Consider the following 17,170-nt stretch of genomic DNA (forward strand, 5'->3'; position numbering starts at 1 on the left):
GTTTCAGGAAAACAGCTCCGAGGTGACTTCGTACGTAAGGGATTAAGGCGATGGTTTCAGCAAGTCCAACGCTCTCTGCGCATAAGTGCCCTTATTACTTCTTCCTCTTCATAGCCGATTCGTTAGTCATAAGTAATATGATTTAGAGATTATTATATGCATCCCCCGAGCAATAGTCAATAGTCTGATCAAGAAACTGCTCAAGAAATATTTCCGAGTCCCACGTATTCCTTCACATAGCGCTCGATTTCCTCCGCAGATTCCATCTGCAGCGCCAGCTGTGCCTCCTGATGCCATAGAAAAAATCAGCCTCCATGCATAAAAAGAAGCCTGCCCTCCGAGGAGGACAAGCTTCTTGGACGCGAAGCGATGCTTACGCGTTTACTTTTGCTTTTGCAGCTGTTGCCAAATCGTTGAACGCTTTGGAATCATTCACAGCCAAATCAGCCAAGATTTTGCGGTTTACTTCGATACCAGCCAATTTCAGGCCGTGCATCAATTTGCTGTAGCTAAGGCCGTTTTGACGAGCGCCAGCATTGATACGTGTAATCCACAGTCTGCGGAAATTACGTTTCGTTTGACGACGGTCACGGTATGCATACACTAAAGACTTCATTACTTGTTCTTTAGCTGTTTTAAATAAGCGATGTTTGGAACCGAAATAACCTTTTGCTAATTTCAAAATCTTTTTGCGACGGTGAGCGCGAATAAATCCGCCCTTGACTCTTGCCATGGTTGATTACCTCCTGGGATATATAAATAATGTTCGAATTTTAGCTAGTAAGATTAACCTTTGATGAGGGAAAGCTGTTGTTGCAAACGACGTACATCGCCAGGAGCCATGGTTGGGTTCGTAGACAAAACGCGTTTTTGACGTGAAGATTTACCGGAAAGCAAGTGGTTCTTACCTTGTTTGTATCTCATCACTTTGCCTGTGCCAGTGATTTTGAAACGGCCTTTTAGGCTGCTGTGTGTTTTCATTTTCGGCATGGTGTTGTTCCTCCTAATTTAGTATACCGCCTAGGTCGTAACTTTCGGCGTTAAAATCATGATCATGCTTCTTCCTTCAAGCTTTGGAGCGCGCTCCTGCGAGGAGATATCAGCAGTTTCTGTAGCAAGGCGCTCAAGCACTCTGCGACCGATCTCCGAGTGGGCAATTTCGCGACCACGGAATCGAACGCTAGCTTTTACTTTATCGCCTTCGCCAAGAAACTTAACCGCATTGCGAAGCTTCGTTTGGAAGTCATGCTCATCGATTGTCGCGCTTAGGCGAATTTCTTTGATATCCACGATCTTCTGGTTCTTACGAGCTTCTTTTTCTTTCTTCTGCGTTTCATAACGGAATTTACCGTAATCCATAATGCGGCAGACAGGCGGCTTAGCCGTCGGTGCCACATTTACCAAGTCAAGGTTCGCGTCCAGTGCAATTTGAAGAGCTTCGCGAATCGGTGTAATACCGAGTTGTTCTCCGTCCGCCCCGATCAGGCGTACTTCCTTCACACGAATCTCATCATTAATCATATGGTCTTTGCTAATAGTGTTCCACCTCCATAAAGTATGTAGCGCTCTATCCATAAAATAAAAAGATGCGGGCGCTTGGGCCCACATCTTCATCAATAACAGGTTCATGACCTATTGAACATACATGATGATTCATTCAAACCAGCCAACAGTGTCGGTCAGGTGAGAAGCGGGCGCTTCTGCTTTTACTTGAAATATAATATCATTTCGTTCAAGGAAAGTCAACTCACTTGTTTACTTTTCATTTCATCCAGTCGAATGACGCGTGTATGCTCAGTATGGCTCCATTGTTTGTTGTTTTGCGTGAAGAACGCATAGAACGTAATTGGCCACCAAGAAAGCATAAACACAGGATATAAGATTAAGTACTTATAAACTTTCCCTGGAGCTTTCTCAATATACATGGAAATTGGCAGCAGCACATAAATCGCTAAGCTTACCGAATTGAAGAATACGGGATTGACATCAGCAAGCATCGGTGTTTCTGACCAACCTGGCGTCACGGATTTAATCCATAGCAGCACAGTGATAATCGCGCCGAAAAAGAAGTTGTATACGTTAGCGGAATAAATAGCCGCATCAATTTTGGTCCAGCTGCCCTCTTTGATCCCTTGCCAGAGCAGTGGGAAGAAATAGCGCTTGGCCACATCAAAGTGTCCTTGCATCCAGCGCAAGCGCTGTTTGGCGGATACTTTAAACGTGAGCGGTTTCTCATCATAAACGATAGCTTCGTAGTTATAAGTTGGGCGAATACCCAGCTTGATACAACGCATCGAGAACTCAAGATCCTCAACAAGGCTCGTAGCGCCCCAACCAATCTGTTTCAACAGTTTGGACTCAAAACACATACCAGTGCCGCCCAAGTAATTAGCAAGCCCTAAGTTCGTGCGGGGCATTTGCCAGAAGCGGTTAGCGAAATAGTAGGAAATCGCATAGGAACCTGTAACCCAAGAATCATTCGGATTCTTGCTGTCCAGATAAGCTTGAATAACGCGGGAACCCGAGCAAAGATCATTGTTCATGTGAATCAGATAATCAGAACTGGAAAGGTTGTCGGCATCGAACATCACAACAGCATCATACTGACGCTCACGCTTCCAAAGTTCCTTGAGCATCCATTCGATCGCATACCCTTTTCCTCGCAGATTAGGATTATGGCGTTCCATGGCGTACACGCCGTGACTGCGCGCGATATCCGCTGTGTTGTCTGTGCAGTTGTCACAAATCACGAAGATATCATACAGCTCCTTGGGATAATCGAGCGTTTTGAGATTCTCGATCAATGCGCCTACAACCTGCTCCTCATTATGAGCGGCCACTAAGACAGCAAACGATTTCTGTGGAGCAAAAGTCTGTTTGTTCCTCGGACGATACCATCCGAAAAAAGTTAAAAACAACTGATACGCACCAACCAAAGCCAAGCCAATTTGAAAGGTAAGCACAATATTGTCAAGCATGAAGCAAAGTCCCCCTTTTTTGTTTATGCACACAAGCTATCTTTTTATACGCGTATGCGCAGTTTATGTACAGGTGAATTAACCGTTCTTGATTTTCCTCTCTTTCCCCCTGTTTGTCAAAGTCTGCAATAACCGAAATTACGCCAGTTCCTTGAGTTTTAAGGGGAACGCACACAAACTTTATAGGATGTGCTTGAAATCAGATCGTTAATGTCCTGTTTTCATCGTTTTTCATTTTATTGTGTACAAAAAGTTCACCATTTAGACGAAGCGCCCCACTTGTATGGTACGGGGTTTATTATAATTCACCAGAAGTATGCCTGACAACTTTTGCCGTTGATCGCCATTAACGAATCATTCGGGCTTCAGAACTGAGCAGCCCATTCGCTGCATTGGCATCACTAATTTCTTCATAGCTGGCAAGCAGCTTATGAAATATTTGATCCCAGGACTGCCGCAAAGCATACTCCCTGCCCGCCAAGGCCAGCCTGCAGCGCGTCTCGTGTGATGCATACAACCTGATAACGGCTTGCTTAAAAGCAGCAACGTCACCGGGCGGACACAACAGTCCCGTTACCTCGTGCTCAATAATATCCATTACCCCGCCTGCCGCTGCTCCAATCACAGTTGTCCCACAGGCCATAGCTTCCAGTACAACATTACCGAACGTTTCGGTTGCCGAGGGAAACAGAAACACGTCCGCAGCCGCATAAAGCTCAGAAAGCCTTGCTCCCTGAACGAAACCCGTAAACGTAATTCCCGGATTACCTTCATAGCATTCGCGCAGCATTCCGGCAGAGGGTCCGTCACCGGCGATAATCAGATGAGTGTCCTCTTGGATCGCTTGCGGAAGCGCCGCGTAACTGTCCAGCGCAACTTCGATACTTTTCTCCGGGGCTAATCGTCCGACATACAGCATAACGAATTTGGCCGGATCGACGTTATAAGCCTCAAGTACTGACTTCCGATCGACAATCAGCTGAAATCGTTCTGTATCGACACCGCGGCTCCAAATCTCTAATTGACGAAGCCCTTTGGCTTGCAAATGATCTAAAGTTGACTGCGAAGGCACATAAACCCTCTGACAGCTTTGATGAAACCACTGCATGTATTTCCACAGCGTAGGCTCCACCCAAGGGATTTTATAATGGTTCAAGTATTGGTCAAAATGAGTATGGTAGGAGGCGACAAGCGGAGTCCTATGTTTGCGGGCATGATGAAGGCCGAAAAGTCCCAAATTGAAAGGGGTTGCACAGTGAATAAGGGTAGGCTGAAAGGCATGGAGCGACTTGCGAAGCTGCACAGGGTTCGGAATAGCTAAGCGACATTCGGGGTACAATAAAAAGGGAATACTGTAAAACCGTTCCACACGAAAAATATCGCTGTCGCCTTCTGTCACACTGGTAGGCGCAAATACCTGACAAGCGATTCCCTTTGACTCCAAAAACCGTGTCCATCTGCCAAGCGTCTTCGCAACCCCATTGATATCCGGCAAGAAAGTGTCTGTAAACAAGGCAACTCTCATTCTAATCAGCCCCTTTACCTTTTAACATGAAATTCCTTATTCGCTTCATGCTAGCATGGGATTGTTAGTGAAAGATCAAAGGAACGTAAAATCGTGTTTCTTAAAATTTATTACGGAGTTAATCTTCTTTTAATAAACGTTCCCTACAATGTACATAAGCAGGTATCTCAAGTTACGAAGGAGGCTACTACTCATGAGCAGAGTCGTGAACTGGCTTCAGCATCATGAAACACGCGCGTTCCACTTTGTGAATCAACGTATCCAACACTTCTTTCTTGATCATTTCTTTTCAAAAATAACACATCTTGGCGGAGCCACAGCTACAATTGTTATCTCCTTGTGTTGTGCCTTATTCGGTCACGGCGCATTACGCGTTGCAGGTTTTCAAGCTTTAATCGCTTTAACGGTCAGTCATATTCCGGTCGCTATCATTAAGAAGAAATATCCGCGACTGCGTCCTTATCTCGTCCATCCCCAAACCATTATAGGTAAAAATCCACTGACGGATCATTCCTTTCCTTCCGGCCATACAACAGCTATTTTTTCCATTATCTTTCCTTTTGTCGCGGCTATGCCTGCACTTGCTCTTGTCCTTATTCCGCTCGCACTTACCGTCAGCCTTTCCCGTATTTATCTAGGGCTGCATTATCCTTCAGATTGTATCGTTGGCTGTTTAATCGGCTCGACAGCTTCGCTAGTGACAGTAGCCATGTGGGGGTAACCAATTATGACGACGCTGCACACTAAAAAAAGAGTGCTCATCCTCTCGGAAGGATTCGGAGCCGGCCATACACAAGCGGCCTACGCGCTCGCTGTCAGCCTGGAGAAGCGTTGCCCAACAATCGAGACGCTTGTGCTGGAATTGGGCTCCTTCCTGCATCCGACCCTTGCTCCTTGGGTTTTTCAAGCTTACAAAAAAACGCTGACAACAAGCCCCAAACTTTATGGACGATTGTACCGTTCACAGTACAAGAAATCTTTGAACCGTTTGACCCAATTGGCCTTGCACCGCATCTTCTATGCACAGACCGCAGCCATCATCCAAGATTGGTCGCCGCAAGCCATTGTGTGTACGCATCCTTTTCCCAGTGTGGTCGTATCTCGCTTAAAAAGGGCTGGCCTCGAGATTCCGTTATGCACGGTTATTACCGATTACGATGTGCACGGCACTTGGGTAAGTCGTGAAGTAAATAAATATATGGTGTCAACAGCCTGTGTCAAAAGCAAACTTCTTGGCCGTGGCATTGCTGACACACAAGTCGAAATTACGGGAATTCCCGTGCATCCGAGCTTCCGGGAAGCGCACGACAAAGCGAATATTCGACAGCAATTTCAATTAGCTGCCATGCCGACCGTGTTGGTCATGGGCGGCGGCTGGGGCCTCATCGGCGGAGATTCGCTTAGCGAGCATTTGGTCGCTTGGAGAGACCGCATTCAGTTCATATTTTGTCTGGGCAACAACCAAAAAGCATTGGCCAAACTAGCTATGGATACACGCTATCAGCATCCAAACATCCATTTGCTCGGCTTCACGCAGGAGATTGACAAGTTGATGGAAGTTTCCGATTTACTTGTGACGAAGCCTGGGGGCATGACCTGTTCGGAAGGGCTGGCCAAATCGATTCCTATGCTCTTCTACGATCCGATCCCTGGGCAAGAGGAAGAAAATGTGCATTATTTTACCCAGCAAGGATTGGGTGAACGCATCCGCTCGGCCGCTACCATTGCCAGTTGGCTGACGATGTTGGCCAGCCGCTATACCGATGTGGAAGCGAAGCGCATGTCTAATTTCCATCAAAGAATGAAAGAGCCTCACATTGATTGTTCCGACGTCATCCTGCAAGTAATGGGCTAACAGCAAATGAAAAAATGAAAAAAGCCATCCTCCTGCAGCGCATGCTTCAGTGGGATAGCTTTATTTGAGTTAAAAAACGATCAAACAGAAACCTACTCGGCTGCTGGTTTGCTAAGCTGATCTAGATGAGCAGCAAGCGCATCTTGACCAATCACTACTTCACAACGGTGAATGTTCATGCCTTGTCCGGCGAATTTCGTTTCATATTCCGTCATTACATGATCAGGATGAATGCCATCCACATGCAAGTTCAGTGAAATATTACGCATTCTCAGTCCCATATCCGCAAAAGAATTCAGCGAGAACTCAAACAAAGATTGCGAATCGGTTTTCAAATGAATCTCGCCATTCGCATTCAGAATTTGCTTATATTTCTCAACAAAGCCTGGATGCGTCAAGCGTCTGCGCGCATGCTTTTTCTTAGGCCAAGGATCACTGAAATTTAAATAGACCCGTTCCAGCTCCCCATCAGCAAAAGCTTCTTCAATATGCTCAATATTAAACAGCATGAACTTCAAATTCGGAATATTGAAGCCGGACTCCGTCTCTTCCTCTGATTGAATCTCATGAGCAACCTTGGCTTTCTCACTTGCTTTGCGAATAAGCTCATCATACATGTCGACACCAATGAAATTAATGTGCGGATATTTTTTGCTCATTTCACTAATGAAGCGACCTTTGCCCATGCCAAGCTCTGCATGAATCGGATTGTTGTTTCCGAATAATTCAGCCCATTTACCCTTATGGTCTTTGGCGTTCATAACAACGAGTTCTTTCTGACGTTCTATATCTTCTCGAATTCCTTTTCTTCCCCGTAAACGCATTTACAATTTGCCTCCTACACGTACATGCTATCGAATACAAATCATAGACCATTCTAGGGAAAAAATCAAAGGGAATTACACATCCAACAAGTGATAGGCAATCTTAATCGATGATGATTTGAAAAGCTTTTGATCCAACGAACGCAAGACTTTGCGTAAGCTCGAGAGAAACTGTATCTGCCGCTAGAGTCGAACCACTTGATAAAGATTGTTACCCTTAGTTTTAGTCTACATGGGGGTCTTTATGATTAACAGAATGTTCCAGTTGGCGGGGCGAGCGGAGGCGGGGACTGGTTGTAGTGCGGGTGCGGGTGCGGCGGGCGGGTGTGCGGGTGCGGGTGCGGGTGCGGGTTGGTGCGTCCGGTGCGGGTGGTGTGCGGGTGCGAGTGCGGGTGGTGCGGGCGGTGGCAGGGTGTTTGGGGTAGCGGCGGCACTTAACGAACTGAAATGTCCTTATAGACGCTAAAATGGCCACTTTGTCGAATTAACGAACTGCAGGCACTTTATGGAGCAGAATTTGAGCGGAAATGCGATGTTTTCCTTGCAATAACGCATCTGGAATTCGCTATAATTTCAAATCCAGCCATTTTGATGAAATAAGAATTATGGGGTTCCTAAGATGTCTTCGAGCAAAATAAGCACGTTTAGCTGCCTCATTTTCACCACGTAAAAGAAAAGAGGGCTTCCCCAAAAGGTCTATCGACCTTTGAGAAAGTAGCTGGCGGCACTTAACGAACTGTAATGTCCTTATAAGCGCTAAAATGGCGACTTTGTAAAATTAACGAACTGTAGGCACTTCTATGAAGCAGAATTTCAGCGGAATTGCGATGTTTTCCTTGCAATAACGCATCTGGAATTCGCTATAATTTTAAATCCAGCCATTTTGATGAAATAAGAATTATGGGGTTCCTAAGATTTCTTCGAGCAAATAAGCACGTTTAGCTGCCTCATTTTCACCACGTAAATGAAAAGAGGGCTTCCCCAAAAGGTCTTCTATATGCATATCGACCTTTGAGAACGTAGCTGGCGGCACTTAACGAACTGAAATGTCCTTATAAGCGCTAAAATGGCGACTTTGTAAAATTAACGAACTGTAGGCACTTTATGGAGCAGAATTTGAGCGGAAATGCGATGTTTTCCTTGCAATAACGCATCTGGAATTCGCTATAATTTTAAATCCAGCCATTTTGATGAAATAAGAATTATGGGGTTCCTAAGATGTCTTCGAGCAAAATAAGCACGTTTAGCTGCCTCATTTTCACCACGTAAAAGAAAAGAGGGCTTCCCCAAAAGGTCTATCGACCTTTGAGAAAGTAGCTGGCGGTACTTAACGAACTGTAATGTCCTTATAAGCGCTAAAATGGCGACTTTGTCGAATTAACGAACTGTAGGCACTTTATGAAGCAGAATTTCAGCGGAAATGCGATGTTTTCCTTGCAATAACGCATCTGGAATTCGCTATAATTTTAAATCCAGCCATTTTGATGAAATAAGAATTATGGGGTTCCTAAGATGTAGGCTTGCTTCCTGAAACATAACAAAAACTTGGCTTGCGGCTTGCCTATGCGTTCATGACAGTCGCCATCTGCCTTATTTTCGCCACGCAAAAGAAAAGAGGGCTTTCCCAAAAGGTCTATCGACCTCTGAGAACAGCCCCCAACTTAGCTAATGTTATTTGTAGCTCTCGTCTTTACGTTTGTTATTACTCCGTAGACCCGCTAACCCAAGTAGCCCCACTAGTCCCAGCCAGCCCCAATTCATACTCTTGGTTTCTGTTGGCGTAGTAGCGTAAGCCCGATAAGATGATGTGTCATAATTGCCGCTATTGGTACCTTTCGTCGTGCTCGTTCCATGAAGCTTCGTGCTCATGCGGTCCATCATGTTATGACTGTATCCATTAATTTGTCCTAAAACACCCGTTCCAGTTCCGTTATTGGAATACGTGCTGGTTCCCGTTCCATTGTTAGAATAGGAGCTCGTTCCCGTGGCATTGTAAGCACCTGGATTCGTACTTGTCCCTGTCCCATAGGTGTTTGTTGTGCCGTTCATCGTATTCCCTGAATAGGAATTAGTTGTCCCCGTTGTCCCCGTTCCTGTGGTTCCTGTGTTCAATCCTGTAATTCCGGTACCCGTTCCGACCGTAGCATCATAATTGCTGCCTGTATATCCCGATGTTGTCGTAGTCCCCGATCCCGTTGCTCCCGAATTTCCCATATCCGTATTCATTGTTGTACTCGTATTGGCATGAGCACCCACAGCCCCAAAACTCAATGCAGTCGTTAGTGCTAACGTCAAAGTAATGGTCTGAAGCTTTTTCATCCTGTCCATTTCCCCTCTCGACATGTAATGGTGGTGCAAAGTTATCATGCTCACTAGACGCCACTTTTAACGGGGAACTTGTTGGAAAGGCAGGGGTCGCTTTCATCGTTTTTTTTCGCTACAATAAGATGGAAAGAAAGGAGCAATAACTCATGTCGATCATCCTTCAGGAGTCGCCTCAATTATGGGGGGACAAACGTTTCCATACATGGAATTATGAAATGCGCGAGGCTTTTGGCGGAAAAGTATTTAAAGTTATGCTGGATGCTGGCTTTACTTGTCCCAATCGCGATGGCAGCATTGCCACCGGCGGCTGTACATTTTGCAGCGCGCGAGGTTCAGGAGACTTTGCGGGAAGCCGCCGCGATGATTTGGTTACCCAATTCAACAAAATTAGGGATCTACAGCATCAAAAATGGCCGGAAGCGAACTATATTGGCTATTTCCAGGCTTATACTAACACCTACGCACCTGTAGAGGAATTGCGCGAGTATTATGAAACGATCCTCCAACAGCCAGGTGTCGTTGGCTTATCCATCGCTACCAGACCCGATTGCTTGCCCGACGATGTGATTGAATATTTGGCTGAACTTAATGAACGTACGTATTTGTGGGTGGAAATGGGCTTGCAGACCGTACATGAATCTACTTCTCAACTCATTAATCGGGCGCATGACACGCAGTGCTATCTGGATGCGGTTGCCAAGCTTCGCAAGCATAACATTCGCACCTGTGCGCACATTATTTATGGATTGCCAGGCGAAACACACGAGATGATGCTAGACACCGGACGGGCCGTCGCACAAATGGATGTGCAGGGCATCAAGATTCACTTGCTCCACTTAATGCGCAAAACACCGATGGTTAAACAGTATGAAGCCGGCTTGCTGCAATTCCTCGACAAAGATGAATATGTGAAGCTAATCGTAGATACACTCGAGTTCCTCCCGCCGGAAATGATTGTTCATCGCTTAACTGGTGACGCGCCTAGAGACTTATTGATTGGGCCAATGTGGAGCCTCAAGAAATGGGAAGTATTGAATGCGTTTGATCATATGTTGAAGGAACGCAATACATGGCAAGGCAAGCTTTGGACTGGGAAAAAGTGATGATATAAGGAAGATATAAAACCAAAATGACATTTGCTCCGTTTCCTTTAGTAGTGAGAACGAAAAAGGGAGATGGATGCGATGAAATTGTGGATTTGGACATCTGTGTTGAGTTTGATGATCGTTGGTTCGGGGTGTGCGAAGGAATCAGCTTCGAACGTGGTGCCGACGGCAGCGGCTACAGCAACTGCTAGTGCTAGTGCTAGTGCGACACCGGCGGTTGCGTCGGCGGTTGCGTCGGCGGTTGCGTCGGCGGTTGCGTCGGCGAGCGTGGCGCCAGCGGCGAGTGCGACGCCGGCTGCTACGGCGACGCCGCGGCCTAGCGTCGCGCCGGTGCCAAGTGCTGCGGCAGCGACCGCAGCACCAGTGGCGACGGCTGCAGCGAAGCCGTCGCCCACACCAGCGCCTGCGCCTGCCAGCGCGGCGCCTACACCGTCCGCCAAGCCGCAGGCGGACGAAGGAGCGACCAGCACCGCCGCCAAAGCGCAGGTGCTGTACAAGGACAACTGCATGGCCTGCCACGGGGCAGGGCTTGCAGGCGACTTTGGGCCGAACCTGACGAAAGTCGGTTCGCACAAAACCAAGGATGAAATCGCTGCGCAGATTCTCAAAGGCAAAGGCGATATGCCGCCATTCGAAAGCGCATTGAAATCCGATGAAATCGAAGCGCTAGCTACTTGGCTGGCCGCCAAAAAATAACATGGAGGCTTAACTAGCATGGGTTTTGTTTCTGTTTTAGGCTTTGCTCATCAACTAATCGGGCAGCGTGCCCAGTCGGGCGATACCGCGATTGACGCGACACTTGGCAATGGCGTCGATGCCTTGTTCTTGGCGAAGCTGGTGGGCAGCCGCGGCAGTGTATACGGCTTCGACATCCAGCAGCAAGCGCTGGATCAAACCAAGATGCGTCTGGACAAAGAACTTCCAGACGCATCTTCTTATGTACACATGAGCTTGTGCAGTCATGCGCTCATGGAAGCGGCTGTGCCGCAAGACCGCCACGGCAAGGTTGCGGCGGTGACCTTCAATCTCGGCTACCTGCCAGGTGCCGACCCAAGTACAATCACCACACAGGAATCGACAATTCCTGCGTTGGAAGCCGCACTCCGTCTGCTCCGCAAAGGAGGGATCGTGACCATCGTGCTGTACAGCGGGCACGATGGCGGATCCGAAGAAGCCGCTGCCGTCGAAAACTGGTCGCAGCAGCTTCCGCTCGCAGCCTTTCAGGTGCTGCGCTACCAATTTTTAAATACAAGTGCACACGCCCCCTACCTGTTAGCTGTAGAAAAAAGATAGACGCATGATATAATGCTAGAGAGTGGTAGCAGCATTTGGTACAGAAGAACATAGAGAAAGTAGGGATAGTTTTGAAATCGTACCCGCTTCAGTTTCAACCTGAAATGAAAGAACGCGTCTGGGGAGGAAGAGCTCTGGAGAGATTTGGTTTTCAGCTTCCGGAAGGCGCGATTGGCGAAGGCTGGATGATCGGCGATCACCCGAATGGCACGACGAAAGTACTTAACGGCGAGTTAGCCGGTCTTGGCTTGGATGAAATTCGTGAAAAATACGGCAAAACCTTATTCGGCTCCAAAGGCTTTTCGGAGAAAAACGGCCGCTTCCCGCTCTTGATCAAATTGCTCGATTGTGAAGACGACCTTTCCGTGCAAGTGCACCCCAACGATCACTACAAGAATTTGGCTGCCGGCGAGTTAGGCAAAACTGAGATGTGGTATATCCTTGACGCCAAACCCGGCGCCAAAATTATATATGGCATGCAAGAAGGCGTCACCCGTGAAAGCCTGGCTCAAGCCATTGCGGAGAACCGCATTCTGGATTGTTTGCAAGAAGTGCCCGTGGAAGCCGGCGATTCCTTCTACATCCCTGCCGGTACTGTCCATGCCTTAGGAGCAGGCGTGCTGGTTGCTGAAATTCAACAAAACTCAGATACGACTTATCGTCTATATGATTACAACCGTCCAGGACTGGATGGCAAACCTCGTGACCTGCATATTGAGGATTCACTGAGTGTCATTGCCTATGAGGGATCCGGCTCCACGCGGATGAAAACCGATAATGCTGCTGTAGGCACTTGGCTTACGCTGGCTGAATCTCCCTTTTTCACTGTGGAAAAAGGGCTCGTTGGACCTAAGTGGGAGCTCAACACTTCTCCTGAAAGCTTCGTCATCCTAGTTATCGCGGACGGAAATGGTACGTTGCAATGGGCTGATGGCAGCATTGCCACTAAGCCAGGCGACTGCTTCCTGCTCCCCGCTGATCTCGGCAGCTATGCCTTGGAAGGCAGCATGACCGTGATTCGCAGTTATTTGCCTTAACCCATTCAAGCCCCTCAATCCACTTCATTTGGATTGAGGGGCTTTTCTTTTTGGGGGTGATAGAAACAACAAAGAGGCGATCCTCCAGGTTGAAAACCTAGAGAACAGCCTCTTCATAATTCCGATGCCCCGTCCTAGCAGCTATTCTTCCGACAAGCTGCTTTCTTTGAGAATAACGTCATGCGCGCCGCCTTCGACTAGGCTGGTCGCGGAAACGAGAGCGATTCTCGCATTCTGTTTCAGCTCATCCAGGTCCAATGAGCCGCAGTTGCACATGGTCGATTTTATTTTGCCAATCGTCTTGTCCAGGTTCTCCTGCAGACTGCCCGCGTAAGGAACGTAAGAATCTACGCCTTCCTCGAACAAGAGCTTGTTCTTGCCGCCTGTGTCATAGCGCTGCCAGTTGCGAGCACGGTTGGAGCCTTCGCCCCAGTACTCTTTCACGAAGTTATTGCCGACTTTGAGTTTACGAGTTGGGCTCTCATCGAAACGGGCAAAGTATCTGCCCAGCATAACGAAATCAGCGCCCATCGCCAAAGCGAGGGTTACATGGTAGTCATGTACAATACCACCATCCGAACAAATCGGAATATAGGTACCTGTTTCTTTGAAATACTGGTCTCTGGCTTCGACGACTTCCATGATGGAGGAAGCTTGTCCGCGGCCAATTCCTTTTTGTTCACGCGTGATACAGATCGATCCGCCGCCAATGCCCACTTTGATAAAGTCAGCGCCGGACTCTACTAAGTATAGGAAACCTTCGCGGTCTACCACGTTGCCTGCACCTATTTTTACGTTAAAATTCTTTTTGACATACTGAACGGTCTCACGCTGCCATTCACTGTAGCCATCCGATGAATCGATGACCAGAATGTCTACTCCCGCTTCAACAAGAGCCGGCACTCTTTCTTGATAATCCTTCGTATTGATACCAGCGCCAACAATGTAGCTTTTATTGCCATCCAGAAGCTCTAGCGGATTCTCTTTGTGCTCGTCATAGTCTTTGCGGAAAACGAGCGTGTCCAGCTTCTGCTGCTCATCTACAATCGGCAAACAGTTTAATTTGTGATCCCAGATCAGATTGTTCGCTTCCGACAAGGTGATTCCTGATTTTCCGTAAATCAATTTCTCGAAAGGCGTCATGAACTGATGAATTGGACGATTCAGCGGGTCGCGGCTAAGTCGATAATCTCTCCCAGTTACAATACCAAGCAATTTTCCGTTCGCTGTACCATCGTCCGTAATAGCAACTGTGGAGTGCCCTGTTTCTTCCTTCAAAGCAAGCAAATCGCTAAGGGTATGTTCCGGCGTCAAGTTATTGCGGCTAACGACGAAGCCGGCTTTGTATCCTTTGACCTTGCGCACCATCGCCGCTTCTTCTTCAATGGACTGCGAGCCAAAAATAAACGAAATCCCGCCACAACGCGCCAAAGCAATCGCCATTCCATCATCGGATACGGCTTGCATGACAGCAGATGAAAACGGGATATTCAGTGAGATGGCAGGCTCCTCACCTTGGTTGAACTTGACTAACGGCGTCTTCAGCTTCACATTCGCTGGTGTACATTCCTTCGTTGTAAGATTAGGAATCAACAGAAACTCACTAAACGTACGGGATGGTTCCATGTAATACGTGGCCACTTTGCGATTTCCTCCTCATCGATCCATAGGTAAATTTTTTCAATCTTATCACTAACCTCACCGAAAGGTCAATGGATTTTTCAGGGAATCATAAGCCTATAATTCCAATGTATTTATAGGTATATTCATGTACATACCAAAAAAAGAAGCTCCCAATCCTACTTAACGTAGTTTTAGAAACTTCTTCTTCGGCTCTCTTATTTCTGCCAAACTTGAGGCTTCGAGTCTCCGTTCGTGTATTCGATGGAAGACGGCGAAATCTCCAATACCACGAACTCAGGATCATGAGGACCTTCGAACCATTGCTTCAATTCATCATTCCACAGCTTCTCCCTGAGCGCATTATCATTGCTGATCGCAGCCGTCGCTTGAATTTGCAAAATTTCCGATGATGCTTTGCCATCATATCCAACCAAGATATGTACATTCGGATTTTCTCGGAGCTCGTCCACTTTATCCGTCTTCTTGTTGGTCGCTAGATAAATGGTTAATCCATCATGAAATAGCGCCATGTATCTTACTTTAGGCTTCTTCCCATCCACGGTAGCAAAAGAGCAAATCTGATTGGCATCCAGCACCTTCACGATCTGTTCTTCCAACGGCTTGTTCTTAGTTTCAATCATCTCGAATCTCTCCTCTCGGGTATCCTGTTAGGGTAAACTCAACTACCCTAGATTACCCTTGAAGCTTTGTTTTCAAACATCAAAAAGCCCCAGACAACAATCGTCTGGGGCGTGCTCTTAAACCGTGGCCGCTTGGTGCAGCGGCATCGTGTAGTACTGAGCCGGCTGCTGCGCGTCCGGCGGGAAGTGCACGACGAGCAGCTCCTTGCTGCTGGCGTCGATCTCCCCGCTTTGCAGATACGTCTGCAAAGAGAACGGCAGGACCTCCAGCATAACATGCTTATGGAGGTCTTTCTCGTTAATGCGCAGCAGGTGGAAATCTCCGCTGAGCAGCTCAGGCTGCTCCGCTAGCAGCTTGAAGTAGCGGTTCTGCTCGGACTTCTCGAGTGTGAAGTCCCACCAGATTTTGCGCGGCTTATATTTATGACCCAGGAAATAATCCAGCTTCATCAGGCCTTCAATGATGTGCATGTCAATCGTTTCGCGGGACATCAGGAAATCACGCAACCGTGTGAATAGATCCTCGAGTTGATGCCCGATTTTCTGCCAGCCGCGGCCTTCCCAGAAGTCGCCGAACTCTTGGAAGAAATCAAACGCAGAGGCAAACTCGTGTTTGATCAAATATTTGACCGTATGATCCATCCGATGCGCATTCCAATATTTCTCAAGCACATCCTCGACACGTTTGATCCGAATCAAATCGGTGAACGGAAGGATGTCATTGCCCAAGATTTCATAAGGAGCATGATCCATATAAATATAGCCATATTTGTGCGCGTCGTTGCGCATGCCGGTTCCGCGCAGCATTTTCAGAAAACCAAGCTGCAATTCTTCCGGTCCAAGTTCGAATACATCGTTAAATGTCTTGCGGAACGAGTTATAGTCCTCTTCGGGCAAGCCGGCAATCAAATCAAGATGCTGGTCGATTTTCAAACTATTCTTCACTTTGGACACCGTGCGGCTGAGCTTGAAGAAGTTTTGTCTGCGCTGCACCAAATCATTGGTCGTATCGTTCGTAGATTGCACGCCGATTTCGAAACGGAAGGTTCCCGGAGGCGCATTTTCCGCCAAATAATCGAGAACTTCCGGACGCATGATGTCAGCCGTAATCTCGAACTGGAACACCGTGCCGCGGTGGTTGGCAATGAGGAATTCGAAGATTTCCATCGCATAATCCCGCTTGATATTGAAGGTGCGGTCAACGAACTTAATCAGCTTCGCCCCGGAATCGATCAAGTACAGAAGATCCGACTTCGTTCGTTCCATGTCAAAATAGCGCACGCCCACCTCAATACTGGAGAGGCAGAATTGACAGGAGAATGGACAGCCGCGGCTCGTTTCAAAATAAACGACCCGATTCGCCAAGCTTGGCACATCTTCCGCAAAACGATGCGGGGATGGGATGTCATCAAGCTTAAGCTTAGGCCTGCCCGGCATCAGAATAACTTCCTCGCCTTTGCGGTAAGCGAGCCCGTACACGAAATGGTATTTGCGCGTTGTCGAAATTTCCGTGAGCAGCTGGTGGAAAGTCTCTTCCCCTTCGCCCATGACGATGAAATCGACCTCTGGGATGCGATTCATCCAATATTCCGTATCGTAGGAAACTTCGGGACCGCCCAGCATGATCAGAATATCCGGTCGAATCTTTTTGATCATTTTGATAATCGTAATCGTCTCTTCAATGTTCCAAATATAGCATGAAAAACCCAGCACATCCGGGGCTTTTTGATAAATATCCGACACCACATTCATAACGGGATCTTTAATCGTATACTCTGAAATTTCCACGTCAAAATCCTTCTCGCAAAACGCCTTTAGATAGCGCAGTGCCAAGGAGGTATGAATGAATTTCGCATTTAAGGTAGATACAAGTACTTTCATTCGCCAAAAACCTCGTTCTGTTCTCGTTTATCGTTCTCTCTTAATTCTACACGAAAACCGAGGAAATACAAAGACAAGCCTC

General features: G+C 47.4%; 17 protein-coding genes. 6 read left to right on the forward strand and 11 right to left on the reverse strand.

What is annotated here, in order from left to right:
• Positions 1-373: 373 nt before the first annotated feature.
• The 5 genes from rplT to IEY34_RS07165 all read right to left on the reverse strand — a co-directional run bounded on the left by rplT (position 374) and on the right by IEY34_RS07165 (position 4,503).
• The gene (gene rplT / locus IEY34_RS07145; protein WP_028553998.1) at positions 374-733 is read right to left on the reverse strand and encodes a 50S ribosomal protein L20; all 360 of its coding nucleotides are present in this window, start codon (positions 731-733) and stop codon (positions 374-376) included.
• 53 nt (positions 734-786) lie between these two features.
• Entirely contained in the window at positions 787-990 is a 204-nt protein-coding gene (gene rpmI, locus IEY34_RS07150; protein WP_189009721.1) for a 50S ribosomal protein L35, read from the reverse strand.
• Positions 991-1,020: 30 nt separating this feature from the next.
• The gene (gene infC, locus IEY34_RS07155; RefSeq protein ID WP_047681158.1) at positions 1,021-1,521 is read right to left on the reverse strand and encodes a translation initiation factor IF-3; all 501 of its coding nucleotides are present in this window, start codon (positions 1,519-1,521) and stop codon (positions 1,021-1,023) included.
• Between the two features lie 221 nt (positions 1,522-1,742).
• Positions 1,743-2,978: a glycosyltransferase family 2 protein gene (locus IEY34_RS07160; RefSeq protein ID WP_189009724.1), complete on the reverse strand. Its 1,236-nt coding sequence runs from the start codon at positions 2,976-2,978 to the stop codon at positions 1,743-1,745.
• Between the two features lie 346 nt (positions 2,979-3,324).
• Positions 3,325-4,503: a glycosyltransferase family 4 protein gene (locus IEY34_RS07165; protein WP_189009728.1), complete on the reverse strand. Its 1,179-nt coding sequence runs from the start codon at positions 4,501-4,503 to the stop codon at positions 3,325-3,327.
• A gap of 193 nt (positions 4,504-4,696) precedes the next feature.
• On the opposite strand from IEY34_RS07165, the gene IEY34_RS07170 reads away from it, so the two are divergent.
• Together IEY34_RS07170 and IEY34_RS07175 are read left to right on the forward strand one after the other, a co-directional pair.
• On the forward strand, positions 4,697-5,224 hold the full coding sequence (locus tag IEY34_RS07170; protein WP_189009730.1) for a phosphatase PAP2 family protein: 528 nt from the start codon (positions 4,697-4,699) through the stop codon (positions 5,222-5,224).
• A 6-nt stretch (positions 5,225-5,230) separates the two neighbouring features.
• Entirely contained in the window at positions 5,231-6,358 is a 1,128-nt protein-coding gene (locus tag IEY34_RS07175) for an MGDG synthase family glycosyltransferase (protein ID WP_189009733.1), read from the forward strand.
• A 92-nt stretch (positions 6,359-6,450) separates the two neighbouring features.
• On the opposite strand, the gene trmB is transcribed toward IEY34_RS07175, so the two are convergent.
• Together trmB and IEY34_RS07185 are read right to left on the reverse strand one after the other, a co-directional pair.
• Entirely contained in the window at positions 6,451-7,182 is a 732-nt protein-coding gene (gene trmB, locus IEY34_RS07180; RefSeq protein WP_189009736.1) for a tRNA (guanosine(46)-N7)-methyltransferase TrmB, read from the reverse strand.
• Between the two features lie 1,671 nt (positions 7,183-8,853).
• Complete coding sequence (locus IEY34_RS07185) at positions 8,854-9,501, reverse strand: WGxxGxxG family protein (RefSeq protein WP_189009739.1); 648 nt, start codon at positions 9,499-9,501, stop codon at positions 8,854-8,856.
• Between the two features lie 152 nt (positions 9,502-9,653).
• Here IEY34_RS07185 and mnmL point away from each other — a divergent pair, with 152 nt between their 5' ends.
• A complete protein-coding gene (mnmL, locus tag IEY34_RS07190; RefSeq protein ID WP_189009742.1) occupies positions 9,654-10,610 on the forward strand; it encodes a tRNA modification radical SAM protein MnmL/YtqA in 957 nt (318 codons plus the stop codon).
• A 47-nt stretch (positions 10,611-10,657) separates the two neighbouring features.
• On the opposite strand, the gene IEY34_RS07195 is transcribed toward mnmL, so the two are convergent.
• Complete coding sequence (locus IEY34_RS07195) at positions 10,658-11,122, reverse strand: hypothetical protein (RefSeq protein WP_189009745.1); 465 nt, start codon at positions 11,120-11,122, stop codon at positions 10,658-10,660.
• Between IEY34_RS07195 and IEY34_RS07200 the strand changes: the two genes are divergently transcribed.
• From IEY34_RS07200 to IEY34_RS07210, 3 genes are all read left to right on the forward strand, one after another.
• A complete protein-coding gene (locus IEY34_RS07200; RefSeq protein WP_189009747.1) occupies positions 11,121-11,309 on the forward strand; it encodes a c-type cytochrome in 189 nt (62 codons plus the stop codon). The genes IEY34_RS07195 and IEY34_RS07200 overlap by 2 nt on opposite strands.
• 18 nt (positions 11,310-11,327) lie before the next feature.
• Entirely contained in the window at positions 11,328-11,906 is a 579-nt protein-coding gene (gene mnmM / locus IEY34_RS07205; RefSeq protein ID WP_189009750.1) for a tRNA 5-(aminomethyl)-2-thiouridylate-methyltransferase MnmM, read from the forward strand.
• Between the two features lie 71 nt (positions 11,907-11,977).
• Positions 11,978-12,943 carry a type I phosphomannose isomerase catalytic subunit gene (locus tag IEY34_RS07210; protein WP_229757506.1) on the forward strand — a complete coding sequence of 322 codons (966 nt, stop codon included), beginning with the start codon at positions 11,978-11,980 and terminating at the stop codon, positions 12,941-12,943.
• Positions 12,944-13,084: 141 nt separating this feature from the next.
• On the opposite strand, the gene IEY34_RS07215 is transcribed toward IEY34_RS07210, so the two are convergent.
• The 3 genes from IEY34_RS07215 to IEY34_RS07225 all read right to left on the reverse strand — a co-directional run bounded on the left by IEY34_RS07215 (position 13,085) and on the right by IEY34_RS07225 (position 17,088).
• On the reverse strand, positions 13,085-14,584 hold the full coding sequence (locus IEY34_RS07215; protein ID WP_189009752.1) for an IMP dehydrogenase: 1,500 nt from the start codon (positions 14,582-14,584) through the stop codon (positions 13,085-13,087).
• A 197-nt stretch (positions 14,585-14,781) separates the two neighbouring features.
• A complete protein-coding gene (locus IEY34_RS07220) occupies positions 14,782-15,207 on the reverse strand; it encodes a pyridoxamine 5'-phosphate oxidase family protein (protein WP_189009754.1) in 426 nt (141 codons plus the stop codon).
• 117 nt (positions 15,208-15,324) lie between these two features.
• A complete protein-coding gene (locus IEY34_RS07225) occupies positions 15,325-17,088 on the reverse strand; it encodes a B12-binding domain-containing radical SAM protein (RefSeq protein WP_189009756.1) in 1,764 nt (587 codons plus the stop codon).
• Positions 17,089-17,170: the final 82 nt, after the last annotated feature.

The organism is Paenibacillus marchantiophytorum (genome assembly GCF_014640555.1).
Taxonomy (GTDB): domain Bacteria; phylum Bacillota; class Bacilli; order Paenibacillales; family NBRC-103111; genus Paenibacillus_E; species Paenibacillus_E marchantiophytorum.